Here is a 13,123-nt window from a genome sequence, read left to right on the forward strand (position 1 = left end):
ATTTGGCGCGATCCGTACCACGGCGTCTCCAAGAACTGCTTGTCCCCTCTCGGCAGCATGGCCATGCCATGCGCCTGCCGGGCAATGGATGAGCGCCATAAACCGCAGGTTCTCCGCGCTCTCACCCTTCGGCTCATAGTACAAATTTGACCGCGCCAGGGTCAGTAGCGCACACTGGCGACGGACGCTTAACTTGTTATCCTTGCTCACCATTTTTTGCCTCGCGTCCCGAGCAACTGGTGCGAGGCATTGGCCAAAAAATCCCGTTCCACCACAAGTTGGCCAATCTTGGAATGCAGCTTGTCGAGTTCAGCCGCACTTACCTGCTCCGGGGCGGCACCTCGGCGCGCAAAAGCTGTCGCCATGTTCTCTATCGCCGCGCGCTTCCAAGTGCCGAGTTGTGTCGGATGAACATCGTACTTCTTCGACAGCTCCGCCAGCGTCAGCTCCTCACGGATCGCTTCAAGCGCAACCTTCGCCTTGAAATCAGGCGAATGGTTCTTTCGTTTCTTCATTCTGGATCACTTCTCTCATCATGTGATCCACCTTAACAACTGGTCCGAAATTCCGCGACCAACTCTGGTTGAGAACGCTCTGGGATGGCCTCTGAGCGGGAAAGGTAACCTTGCGCTGCAATCACTGAAAAACCAAACCTTGGACTGGCAATCGACATTTGTGGCGGATAGCCCTATGATTCACTTCTAAGTTCGATTGCACACAGCAATTATGGGCACCAGCGCGCCTTGCATGGAGCAGCAGGAAGGACATGAATGAACTATTCCAGAATTCCCAACGATGAGGGCAACCGCACATGCCGTTATTCGGCGAGCAGCGAGATATGAGCATGTACAAACACATTATGGTCCCCGTCGATCTGGCACATATCGACAAGTCCGAAACCGCATTTGTGATCGTGGCTGATTTAGCTAAACTTTACGATGCAATAGTTACATATGTGGCAATCACGTCGAATGTGCCTGGTGCGATCGCCCACAACCCCGAAGAATTTGCCCATAAGCTCGCCGATTTTGCCAAAGCGCAAAGCGATCAACGAGGTCACCGAACTGCGGCCCATAGCGTTGTCAGTTCCGATCCTACTGTTGATCTGGACAAGAAGCTGGCGGGCACGGTCGACGAGCTAGGCGCAGATCTGATCGTCATGGCGACGCATATTCCGAACATGGCTGACATGCTGCTGCCATCACATGGTGGCGCTTTGGCCCGTCATACCGGGGCGTCTGTTTTTCTGGTGCGCGCGCACTGAGGCGCTCCCAAGCATTCCAAAATCTCGAGGAGGAGGCATTCGATGTCTGACGAAACCGCCAACCAAGGCATACCCGCGCCGCAAGGCACTGCGGATATCATCGAGACAGAGTATGAGATCGGGCAGGATAACGTCGACGGAACGGTTGGTCCGTTCGGATATGACATCCACAACCCCGTGTTCCTCGTATCCGGCGCTGCGGTCGTGGCATTCGTATTTTTTACACTGGCACTGCCCGAACAGGCTGACGCAATTTTCAAAGCCATGTTCAACTTTACCACCCAGAATTTTGACTGGTTCCTCATTGGCTCCGCTAACATTGTGCTGATCTTTGCACTGCTGCTGGTGGTTTCGCCCTACGGCTCCATCCGTTTGGGTGGTTCAACGGCTAAGCCCGATTACACCTACATCGGCTGGTTTTCGATGCTTTTCGCGGCCGGTATGGGCATTGGCCTGATGTTTTACGGGGTCTCTGAGCCTCTGACGCATTTCTCGACCTCTGCAGGTGGCACGGTGCTGAATGGTGATATGCGGACCGATTGGGCACCACTCGGCGGCGCACTTGATGATCAGGCAGCCTCCATTCGTCTGGGCATGGCTGCGACAATCTTTCACTGGGGTCTGCATCCTTGGGCCATCTATGCGATGGTTGCACTGGCGCTGGCGCTTTTCACATACAACAAGGGATTGCCACTGACGATCCGGTCGGCGTTCTACCCTATCTTCGGGGACCGTATCTGGGGCTGGCCGGGCCACGTCATCGATATTCTGGCGGTGTTTGCCACCCTTTTCGGGCTGGCCACGTCACTGGGGTTCGGGGCCACGCAAGCCAACGCAGGTCTGAACGAGCTGTTCGGCGTTCCCATGGGCAACACGACAGAAGTGATTTTGATATCGGCGATCACCGCTGTGGCGCTGATTTCGGTGCTGCGCGGGCTCGACGGCGGAGTCAAAATCCTGTCAGAGATCAACATGGGGCTGGCCGGTTTGCTGGCACTGTTCACCCTGATCGTAGGACCAACCGCGTTTCTACTCTCGTTCTTCTGGGACAGCCTGAAAGCCTATGTCGAATTTCTGCCTGCGCTCGCCAATCCATTCGGCCGCGAAGACGTGAACTTTAGTCAGGGCTGGACAGCGTTCTATTGGGCGTGGTGGATCAGCTGGTCGCCGTTCGTGGGCATGTTCATTGCCCGTGTCAGCCGCGGCAGGACGGTGCGTGAATTCATCATCTGCGTCCTGCTGATCCCCAGCTTTGTCTGCGTGATGTGGATGTCGATCTTTGGCGGCACTGCCATTTATCAGGTGATTGCGGATAATTTCTCCGGGGCGCAGGATGCAGAGCTTCCGCTGCAGCTGTTCAAAATGCTGGGTGAGTTACCGCTTGCCTCAATCACTTCGTTTATTGGCATCGTGCTGGTGATCGTGTTCTTCGTCACGTCCTCGGATTCAGGCTCTCTGGTGATCGATACGATCACAGCGGGCGGCAAGGTCGATGCACCTGCAACCCAGCGCGTATTCTGGTGCATCTTTGAGGGCGCGGTCGCTATCGCGCTTTTGATAGGCGGAGGACTGGCTGCGCTGCAATCGATGGTCATCTCGACCGGGCTGCTGTTCACGGTGGTTCTGCTGGTAATGTGCTATTGTGTTTTCCGTGGTTTGCAAAGTGAGCGGGCAGAGGGCAAATAAGCGAAACGCCCTCGAAGAAATACGACGGGCGCCGGGCTTCTGGTGCCCGTCCTTCTTGGAGTTACCTTTATCCCAACCTTGGGTGGTGTCAGACAAATGCGAACCAGTCTCTGCAAGGACAGTGAGGCTGCCCCTTATGCCACGCCCAACCGGCGCCACTCAGCCAGAGCGGCGGTGCGGTTAAGTTTGAAATTGGCACGTGAATATAGATGTCTTTCCAGGTTGAAATTGTTGTGGACTGAGGCGTGTATGGCGACGAATTTCTGCAAGGTTCGCATGCTGCGGAACCGCTGTATGGCTCGTTCTCGTCGTCGAAACGGCAGGTGCGAATTCTCGGCCCGATTGTTGAGTCAGCGGCCAGTGTCCTGTTTGTCGGCGTTGCGGATGACCTTCATCGCGGCACCGTAGGATCGAAGTTTGTCGGTCACAATGATGTCCGGTTCGCCATGCCGTTTCATCGTTTTCCTGAGGAATTTCAATGCGGCCTTGCGATCGCGGCGCTTTGTAACGAAGCTTTCGAGAACTTCCCCTTCATGATCAACCGCGCGCCAAAGGTAGTACTACTCCCCATTTATTTTCACGAACACTTCATCCAGATGCCATTGCCAATTCGAATGAGCACGAAGTCGCTGAACCCGTTTTCCTCAGATCGCCGCGGCAAACATCGAACCAAAACGGTTCCACCAGAACTGCACCGTTTCGTGGCTGATGTTGATGCCACGTTCATGCAGCAGATCCTCGGCATTGCGAAGTAAAAGCGGGAACCGGACATACATCATCACAGCCAGGCAGATGATCTCGGGTGATGTTTTGAAATACCGAAAAGGCGAGCGTTTTGTCATTCGGCAAGGCTAGGCCGACGCCCAGCCCAGATCAAGCCGGTTTCCTCTGACAAGACCACTGGAGCGCATAATGGCCTGACCAATTCCGATCCCAGTCACAACTGCCGCAGGCGCGACTGCGGTCGAACTCACCTCAAAACCGTACTTTAGTCAAACTGATTCAAGCGGTTATGGAAATTCACCAAAACAGCCAAGGCAACAGGTCTGGAGAATATCGCCCCAGAGAGAACGCCTTTGGGCCTTCTAGGGAAACTGCTGGTTAACAGCTCCACCTGCATAACCCTTGAAAACAACAGAAAAATTCCGTCGCAGCCGGATCGGGAGAACACTTTGGTGGGGGTAAGTGGCGGAGGCGGTGGGATTCGAACCCACGGTGGGCTTCCACCCACGCTCAGTTAGCAACCGAGTGCTTTCGGCCTCTCAGCCACGCCTCCAACCTGCATCATCTAGCAATCCATCCGACTGCGGACAAGGGTGAAAAACGGCTGGGCGTGTATTTAGCGGTGGGGCGCGTGCGTTAGGCGGGGGTGGGTATTTTGACGTGGCGGGCGGTATCCCATTGATCGGCCATTGTTAGGGACCAGACGGTGCCGGGCCAGCGCACCTCCATTTCTTGGAGGCGGGGGCGGTAGACGGCCGTGTAGAGGGTGCCGAACCCCGAGGCGAAGGCGGTGGAATAGAGAGGGGCGCGCAGGAAGGCATTGATGAACTTTTCCTGCGGGTCGCGGTGCAGGGTCAGGCGGTGCAGCAAAAACCGTTCGCGTTCCACGGTGGAGGTGAAGCGCGCATGGCTGATCCAATCCACCTGTTCTTGGTGGTTGGTCGCCACGGCGGCATGGGTGAGAATGGCGGGGCGGTCGGGGGCCAGCATCGCGGTGATGTAGTTGCGCTGCGCGTCCAGCACGGTGACGTTATAGGCCATATGGCAGGGGATGCGCGCCAAGGCGGCCCCCGCCTGTTCGGTTGTGGTGCAGGTTTGCAGGACGTAGCGCAGGATCAAGGGCACGCCAAACCCTGCGCCCACAACGCGCCTGCCGCCAAAGGTAAGCGAGATCGCAAGCCCCGCGTCATTCATCCCGTCCACGAGCCCCCAGACGCCGTCGGACGTGCCCATGACGCGCCGCCCTTGCCAATCGGTTTTCAAGATCAGGCAATCAAAGGCCGCGGGATCATAATCATAGTTGCGCACCAAGACGGGTTCGGCCCCGGTCCAGATTGCTTGGGAACAGCCCGAAAGATAGGGGGGCGGGCAATAAAAGCTGAGAAAGCGCGCGGCGAGATCGCCACCGCCTGCCAAAGCGCAAAGCTGGTCATAATGGGGCACGATTTCGGGCATGTGCTGCACCAAAGCGCGCCTGCAATCGCGGTAGGTGGGGCGCGCGGATTCGCCTTCGCGCAGCCACCATTTTTTATAGGCGGGCCAATATTCGGCGAAAAGCCCGGCCCATTTGGGGCCGGGCGACCCTTCGGCTATGGCGCGCCACAGCATCGGGTCAGATCATTTTGAAGGCGGGTTCGGCCACGGCGGGCCCCGCGTTCGCATCGGGCAATGGTTTGCCCTGCACGGCCTTTTTGATGCCGTGGATCCATTTTTTAGCGCGTTCGTTCATTTGGAAACTGGTGGTCATGGAACGGCCGCGCGTGACCAAAATGCCAATATCGGCCCCTTCATAGCGGTAATCGCCGGGGCGCAGGATGCGCAAAAAGAATGCTTCATTTTCGCTTTCCACCGCGCGGCGGTGATAGTCGAAACGGTCGTACACCACGCTGCCATTTTCCAGCATTTTATAGATGCCGGTTTCGGGGGCATCGGTGCAAATATCCACCGTGTCGGCGGTGTGTTTGATCACCATCTGGCTCCAGCTATCAATCATATTCGGGTCGGCCCAACGGTTGTTGAGTTCATCCACATTCAGATTGAATTTCTTTTTGGAAAATTCCAGCAGGTGGAACAGGAACAGCGGCGCGTCGGCATGGGCAAAGGCGGCGTGATTGGTCATGGACGACGCGCCCGTGATGCGGGGGTTCAATTCGCCCAACCACAGATCGCCCGTTTTCTTGTCGATCAGGTAATCGAGTTCGAAATAGCCGCGATAGCCTTCTTTTCGCAGTTGTTCGCCAAAGAGAAACGTCAAGTCGCGGGCCTTTTGGCGCACTTTGGGGGGGAAGGCGGTGGCCAGAATTTCGTTGCCGCACCAGCCGCCGCGATAAGGTGTGAGGTCTTTGAACCCGACGAGTTCGGTCATCAGCGGGCCGACGATGGTGCCTTGAGAGGTCACGCACGCTTCAATCGCGGAGCCGCGACAGTCGATGCGTTTCATGATCTTAATTTCGCCCTCGCCAATGATTTCGTGGCTGTGGCGGCGAAAATCGGCCTCGGTCTTGATGAAAAATGTGGTGTGGCCGCTGTCGCCATAGGCCGATTGCAAGACCAGATCATGGCCGATCCCGGCCTTTTCGCAGACCGCGCGCAGGTGGTCGTACGATTTCACCTCGGACAACACATTGGGTACGGAGGGCACGCCTGCCTTGTTGCCGATGCGGACAGTTTCAATTTTATTGTCCATTTTGCTGCGCAGGCTGGCCTTTGGAAACCAGACATCGGCGCCAAGTTCGCGCGACAGGCGTTCGGTTTCGGCATCAAACATCAAGAACACAAATTTGGGTTTGCCGCCGCGGCGTTTGATGAAATCAATCACCTCTTTGTGCTGCAACAGGTAGTTGTTGATATCTTCGATGGATTGAAATTCGGCGTGGGGTTGTTCGGACGGGCTGAACACATTGGGGTGTTTGCCGCCGTAGCAGTCGATGTAGCAGATGTATTTGAAGTTCTTGACCCATTCATCCAGGCCCAACAGGTTAAAGTTGGTGGCGGAAATGAAATAGACCGGATCCTCATTGCGGTGGAAAAAACGACGGATTTCCGAAATGTTCCTAAGAGTGGTAACCATTTGTATCTCCTTGTTTTATTTCTTTTTTGCGGCCACCAATTTGGCCAAGGATGCAGGCGTAAACACCCGCAGCCCAAGGTCGGGCCGGTAGCCGTGGATTTCGCTGACGTCCAAAGCGCGCATGAACGACAGAATTTCGCGGCTGATCACCTGACCCGGCACTAGAATGGGGAAGCCGGGGGGGTAGGGGATGACGAAACTGGCCGAGACCACCTCATCGCTCGCGTCCATTGCGGCTTGCAGCGAGCCGTCTAATTCTAGGTAATCGCAATTCTCTTCATCATAGCTGAGGTAGTAGGCGGTGCGAATATCGCCTTCCGGCGTCAGTTTATCGGGGCGAAAGGCATCGTGGAAGCGGCTGAAATCGGGCAGGGGTGGGTAATCTTCCATCAGGTTTTTGACGCGGCGATCAAAGGACAAGCGGGCGGCGCGAGAGGCATCATCCAGCCGTTCATCCAATTCGGTGGCGATTTTCACCAACACCTCTATCAAATACGCAACCGACGATCGGGTGGTGCCGATATTGGTCATGAACAACACGGTGTTGCGCGATGTTTTGTTGATTTGGATCCCGTATTTATCCATCAAAATATCGTTTTTGAACGTGTCGCCATCCCATCCGGTGCCGCCCACGGCCAGCGTGACGCGGGTGGGGTCCAGCACGAAATCATCTTTTTCCCAGCAGTCCCACATATCGGTCCAGCCTTGTTGGGTGTCGTAATAGCTGGTCACGCCGCTTTGGCGGAATTGTTCGGGAATCATATCGCCTGCGGACAGCACACGAAAATATTTCAACAAAAGCGGGTGGCTGGTGACGGCGCGGCGGATCGACATGGCCGCTTCAATCTGGCGCTGGACGAATTCGAAGCCTTCCAGTTCCACCTGCCGCCGCCCCACGTCGAGGGACGCGATGATTTGGTAATTGGGCGAGGTGGAGGTGTGAGTCATGTAGGCTTCGTGAAAGGATTGTTCCACTTCACCTTTGAAATCCTGATCGTTGACGTGAATCATGGAGCCTTGGCGCAGGCTGGTCAGGGTTTTATGCGTAGATTGCGTGGCGTAAACCCGCACGCGCGCGGTGGGGGCCGGGATAAGGCGGGTGGCCAGCAGCACATCATCGGACGCATGTTCCAGCGCGATTTGCTGGGCGGCATAGGCGTCGGCGTGGGTGTCCGTGCGCAGCGTTTTACGCATGCTGTTGGCGGTGCGCATGGCGGTGCGTTGGCGGTAGGTTGGGCTGAAGCGGGCAAAGGCGAACCACGCTTCATCCCACAAAAACACGAGATCGGGCTTGATCGCCAGACATTCTTCCATCACGCGCTGCACGTTGTAGACCACACCATCAAAGGTGCAATTGGTCAGCAACAGCATGCGCACGCGGTCCAGTTTGCCCGCCGCCCGCAGCGCCAAAAGCTGTGCTTTGATCTCGCGCAGGGGCACCGCGCCATACATCGAATATTCGTTCAACGGATAGCTGTCGAGATAGACCACTTCGGCCCCGGCCAGCACCAGCCCGTAGTGGTGGGATTTGTGGCAATCGCGGTCCACCAGCACGATATCTCCAGGGCGCACCAAGGCTTGCACCACGATTTTGTTGCAGGTGGATGTGCCGTTGGTGGCGAAAAACGTTTGTTTGGACCCGAAAGCGCGGCTGGCGAGTTCTTGCGCCTCTTTGATCGGGCCGTGGGGTTGCAGCAAGCTGTCGAGCCCGCCAGAGGTGGCGGAGGTTTCGGCGAGAAAGATATTGGCGCCGTAAAACGCGCCCATATCTTGAATCCAATGCGACCGGGTGATGGATTTGCCCCGGCTGATGGGCATGGCGTGAAAGACGCCTGTGGGCTGTTTGGAGTAGTTCACAAGGGCGGTGAAAAACGGGGTGCGATAGCGCGCCTCGACGCCGCGCAGGATGTTCAGGTGCAGTTCCATGAAATCTTCTTGGTTGTAAAATACCCGGCGGCATACGCCCAGATCAAGGTCTGCAATATCTTCGACCGAGCGATCGGTGACCAAATAGATGTCCAGTTCGGGGCGCACTCGGTCCATCAGGCGGCACAGTTCCGGCCCGTAATCTTCGGGTTTCATCTGGTCGAAATGGACATCGCCGCTGGCATTGTTCGCGTATTTGGTCAGAATTTCGTTGCTGTTGGCGGATTTCAGCGACAGGCCGGGGCGCACCACAATCGCTTGGATGTTGTGGTTGAACAGGACCGCGATCAGCGCATCCTCTAGGCTGGGGACTACAACGGTGTCATAGGTGAAATCATCCTCCACGCGGCGCATGTGGGTTAGGTTGTGGGTCAACCAGCGTTGCTGTTGGTCGCTGGCATCATCGACGATCAGCACCTCAAAATATGGGCGGGTGGTGGCGCGCGCCTCGGGGGAGAGCATTTCTTCGTCTTGGTGATCGTCATCATCGGCGGTGTCGGGTTCAAGCGAGATGTGGCGGCGGCGATACGCGCCTGTGGTCAATCCGCGCGCCACGCGGGCCACGGAAAAGGCCACGTCATCAAATTTATCATGTTCAAACTGGCGGCGCATGTGGTCAAACGCGGCCATGCCGGGAAAGGCCCAATAGGGTTCGATCAAGGCCAAACCGTCGAACAGATCAACGACTGTGCTTTTCAGATCGGCAATCTGGGGGGCATCTTCATCGCGGCAGATCGTGTTGACGGCTTCGCGCAGCGCGCTCCACCGATCCAAGCGCAGTTGCGTTGCGGAATAATAATCGCTGACCGAGTCCAACCGTATCTCTCCTTTATACACACGCGGTGCGGGGGGCGCGGCCCCAAAGCCATTGTGCCTTGGGCCGCGCCCGTTCGCGTTTTACAATTTGGCTGCCACGCCCGGAACCGCAGGCATTTGGGGGGCTGCGTGCAGTTTTGCGATGGCTGTGGCGGGCGCGTCTGTGTCCAAGCCTGCGCGGGTGCCTTGGTGCGGCACTGCCAGCGGCCCCAGCGTTTTCAGATAATCATCTGTGCCGCTGGTCCGGTCATAAACCGAAAAATCAACCTCACGATCCCGAAAGCTTTTCAGAACTTGGCCCAGCCCCTTTAGCCCTGTTTCACGTTGACGCCTGACATGGTCAAAGTCAACTTCGATGGGAAAAGCATCTTCATGTCCTGCCGCCAGATGCAGCAGCGCGCCGGACGGGTCCACCACACAAGACCGCCCATTGCCCCCTGCGCCCAAGCCATTGATGCTGAACACATAGGTTTGGAATTGCGCGGCGGTGGCCTGACAAATCGCGATTTCCACCTCGCGGTCGGCGGTGCTGGTGAACACGGGCAGCAGCAACACCTCTACGCCTTGGGCGGTCAGTTGGCGGGTGGTTTCGGGCACCCAGATGTCATAGCAAATTGACAGGCCAAAGCGGCCCACATCAGGCACGTCAAACACGCAAAATTCGGTGCCTGCGGTTGTTCCCGCCTCATACGGGCGGAAGGGGAAAATCTTGCGGTAAACTTTTTCGATGCCACCATCGGGGCGGATGACGACGGAGGTGTTGAAGATACGGCCATCGGGGGCGGTTTCGTGCATGGAACCGGGGATCAGCCAAATGTTGTGTTTGGCCGCCGCTTCTTGGAACCGCGCGATGTGGTCGTTCATCAAAGGCAGCGAAAATTCGGGCAGCGGCCCGAGGGCTGCGATTTCGCTGAACAAAACCATCTGCGTCCACGGAAAGCGCTGCATCAAAATATCCAGCCGCGACAGCATGCCATCGGTGTTGGGTTCCAGCGCGTTGACGTACATTTGTACGCCTGCGATAGCGAAAGGGGTCATGTTTTATTCCTTGGGGTGGAGCCGGCATATGGCGGCCCTATGTCTTTAATTGTGAGGCCACCCTATCTGTTGCGGAGGCAAAGTGTAACCGGGTAACGTAAAATGTGCGGGTGGGGCGCTGTCGCCGCCCCTTGACTAAGGGGGCATCACCAGAAAGAAACAGACCAACGCCCGGTGCAATTGATGCTGCGGGTCGCATCCAGTTTGGGGGCGCGCGGCGCCCCCCCCCTTTTGCCCCCCTGAAAGGTTAAGTGCCATGAAGTTCCACTTTCCCATCGTTATCATTGACGAAGATTTTCGGTCTGAAAATTCATCGGGCCTGGGGATTAGGGCGATGGCACAAGCCATTGAAAGCCAAGGGTTTGAGGTGCTTGGCGTCACCAATTACGGCGATCTGACGCAGTTTGCGCAGCAGCAATCGCGGGCCAGCGCCTTTGTCTTGTCGATTGATGATGAGGAATTTAGCCCCGGCCCCGATATTGACCCGGTCATCACCAATCTGCGCAAATTTGTCAGTGAGGTGCGGCGCAAAAATGCGGATGTGCCGATTTATGTTTACGGCGAAACCAAAACCAGCCGCCATTTGCCCAATGATATTTTGCGCGAGCTGCACGGGTTTATCCATATGTTTGAGGATACGCCCGAATTTGTCGCCCGCCACATCATCCGCGAGGCGAAAATCTATCTCGAAGGTATCCAGCCGCCGTTTTTCAAAGCGCTTTTGGACTATGCCGAAGATGGCTCTTATTCATGGCATTGCCCCGGCCATTCGGGGGGTGTCGCGTTTCTAAAAAGCCCCATCGGTCAAATGTACCACCAGTTTTACGGCGAAAATATGCTGCGCGCCGATGTCTGCAACTCGGTGGAGGAGCTGGGCCAGCTGCTTGATCACAACGGTGCCATCGGCGCGTCCGAGCGTAACGCCGCGCGGATTTTTAACGCCGATCACTGCTTTTTCGTGACCAACGGCACCAGCACATCCAATAAAATGGTCTGGCATTACACCGTCGGTCCCGGCGACGTGGTGGTTGTGGATCGCAACTGCCACAAATCCATCCTGCACAGCATCATTATGACCGGGGCCATCCCCGTATTCCTGCGCCCCACCCGCAACCATTTCGGCATCATCGGCCCCATCCCGAAGTCGGAGTTTGATGTGGAGGCGATCAAGCAAAAAATCCGTGACAATCCGCTGTTGTCGCACATTGACGCGGACACCATCAAACCGCGCATTATGACCATCACGCAATCCACCTATGACGGCGTTTTGTACAACACCGAAACTATCAAACACATGCTCGACGGCTACGTCGAAAACTTCCATTTTGATGAGGCATGGTTGCCGCATGCCAGTTTCCATTCGTTTTACAACAACTTTCACGCGATGGGCCGCAAACGCCCGCGCCCGGAACATGCTGTCACCTATGTGACGCAATCCATCCACAAGTTGTTGGCGGGCATCAGCCAAGCCAGCCATGTTTTGGTGCAAGACAGCCAGACCACCAAGTTGGACCGCCATTTGTTCAATGAAGCGTATTTGATGCACACATCGACCAGCCCGCAATACAGCATCATCGCCAGTTGCGATGTGGCGGCGGCGATGATGGAACCCCCCGGCGGCACGGCATTGGTCGAGGAAAGCATCGCCGAGGCGCTGGATTTCCGCCGCGCCATGCAAAAGGTCGATGATGAATTTGGCGATGATGATTGGTGGTTCCGCGTCTGGGGCCCCGATGTTGTCGGCGACGAAGGCATTGGCAGCGGTGAAGATTGGGTGCTGAAAGGCACCGACAAACAAGGCTTTGTGCCGGCCGAGGGCGAAAAGACCTGGCATGATTTCGGCGATATGGCGCCGGGTTTCAACATGCTGGACCCGATCAAGGCCACAATCATCACCCCCGGCCTGAACCTCGATGGGCGGTTCGGGGCCACGGGCATCCCCGCCTCAATCGTGACCAAATACCTCGCCGAACACGGCGTTGTGGTGGAAAAAACCGGGCTTTACAGTTTTTTCATCATGTTCACGATTGGCATCACCAAGGGGCGCTGGAACACCCTCCTCACCGCGTTGCAGCAGTTCAAAGATGATTATGATCGCAACCAGCCGATGTGGCGCACCATGCCCGATTTCTGCAAAAAACAGCCGCGCTATGAACAGATGGGTCTGCAAGATCTGTGCCAGCACGTCCACACGCTTTATGCCAAATATGACGTGGCGATTTTGTCGACTGAAATGTACCTAAGCGATCTGACGCCTGCGATGACACCCAGCGATGCGTTCGCGCATATTTCCCGCCGCACCACGCAGCGCGTGCCGATTGATGCGCTGGAAGGGCGGATAACGACCAGCCTTGTCACCCCCTATCCACCCGGTATTCCGCTGTTGATTCCGGGTGAGGTGTTCAACACCAAAATCGTGCAATACCTGAAGTTTAACCGCGAATTTGCGCGTGAATGTCCCGGTTTCGAAACCGACATTCACGGGTTGGTGCAAGAGGTGGGCGAGGATGGGCATATCCATTATTTCGCCGATTGCGTGGCGGACTAAGGCCTACCTAAATAAAAAGGCCCGGTGTGAAAACCGGGCCTTTTTATTGCAA

At 56.4% G+C, this 13,123-nt stretch carries 8 protein-coding genes, 1 tRNA gene and 2 pseudogenes; 3 read left to right on the forward strand and 8 right to left on the reverse strand.

The window, feature by feature from the left end; translation table 11 throughout:
• Both BMY36_RS20220 and BMY36_RS20420 read right to left on the reverse strand, forming a co-directional pair.
• Window positions 1–210, reverse strand: a pseudogene (locus BMY36_RS20220) (hypothetical protein); the annotation flags it as partial.
• Window positions 207–515, reverse strand: coding sequence for an IS3 family transposase (locus BMY36_RS20420; protein ID WP_050520777.1), 309 nt, complete (start codon window positions 513–515; stop codon window positions 207–209). The gene BMY36_RS20420 and the pseudogene BMY36_RS20220, both read right to left, overlap by 4 nt.
• A gap of 296 nt (window positions 516–811) precedes the next feature.
• Between BMY36_RS20420 and BMY36_RS06175 the strand changes: the two genes are divergently transcribed.
• Together BMY36_RS06175 and BMY36_RS06180 are read left to right on the forward strand one after the other, a co-directional pair.
• Window positions 812–1,264, forward strand: a complete 453-nt coding sequence (locus BMY36_RS06175; RefSeq protein ID WP_231579786.1) for a universal stress protein — start codon at window positions 812–814, stop codon at window positions 1,262–1,264.
• Between the two features lie 42 nt (window positions 1,265–1,306).
• Complete coding sequence (locus BMY36_RS06180; RefSeq protein ID WP_050521100.1) at window positions 1,307–2,950, forward strand: BCCT family transporter; 1,644 nt, start codon at window positions 1,307–1,309, stop codon at window positions 2,948–2,950.
• Between the two features lie 134 nt (window positions 2,951–3,084).
• Here BMY36_RS06180 and BMY36_RS06185 read toward each other — a convergent pair.
• The 6 genes and pseudogenes from BMY36_RS06185 to BMY36_RS06210 all read right to left on the reverse strand — a co-directional run bounded on the left by BMY36_RS06185 (window position 3,085) and on the right by BMY36_RS06210 (window position 10,523).
• A pseudogene (locus BMY36_RS06185) lies at window positions 3,085–3,792 on the reverse strand (IS6 family transposase).
• Between the two features lie 344 nt (window positions 3,793–4,136).
• Window positions 4,137–4,226 (reverse strand) — tRNA-Ser (locus tag BMY36_RS06190).
• An 83-nt stretch (window positions 4,227–4,309) separates the two neighbouring features.
• Window positions 4,310–5,281 carry a C45 family autoproteolytic acyltransferase/hydrolase gene (locus tag BMY36_RS06195; protein ID WP_050521102.1) on the reverse strand — a complete coding sequence of 324 codons (972 nt, stop codon included), beginning with the start codon at window positions 5,279–5,281 and terminating at the stop codon, window positions 4,310–4,312.
• A gap of 4 nt (window positions 5,282–5,285) precedes the next feature.
• Window positions 5,286–6,743, reverse strand: a complete 1,458-nt coding sequence (locus BMY36_RS06200) for a biotin carboxylase (RefSeq protein WP_050521103.1) — start codon at window positions 6,741–6,743, stop codon at window positions 5,286–5,288.
• Window positions 6,744–6,758: 15 nt separating this feature from the next.
• On the reverse strand, window positions 6,759–9,485 hold the full coding sequence (locus BMY36_RS06205) for an aminotransferase class I/II-fold pyridoxal phosphate-dependent enzyme (RefSeq protein ID WP_050521104.1): 2,727 nt from the start codon (window positions 9,483–9,485) through the stop codon (window positions 6,759–6,761).
• An 81-nt stretch (window positions 9,486–9,566) separates the two neighbouring features.
• On the reverse strand, window positions 9,567–10,523 hold the full coding sequence (locus BMY36_RS06210) for a carbon-nitrogen hydrolase family protein (RefSeq protein WP_050521105.1): 957 nt from the start codon (window positions 10,521–10,523) through the stop codon (window positions 9,567–9,569).
• A 256-nt stretch (window positions 10,524–10,779) separates the two neighbouring features.
• On the opposite strand from BMY36_RS06210, the gene BMY36_RS06215 reads away from it, so the two are divergent.
• Window positions 10,780–13,071 (forward strand): arginine/lysine/ornithine decarboxylase, encoded by a 2,292-nt coding sequence (locus tag BMY36_RS06215; protein ID WP_050521106.1) that lies wholly within the window; start codon window positions 10,780–10,782, stop codon window positions 13,069–13,071.
• Window positions 13,072–13,123: the final 52 nt, after the last annotated feature.

This window comes from Pseudorhodobacter antarcticus, from assembly GCF_900110135.1.
Lineage (GTDB): Bacteria > Pseudomonadota > Alphaproteobacteria > Rhodobacterales > Rhodobacteraceae > Pseudorhodobacter > Pseudorhodobacter antarcticus.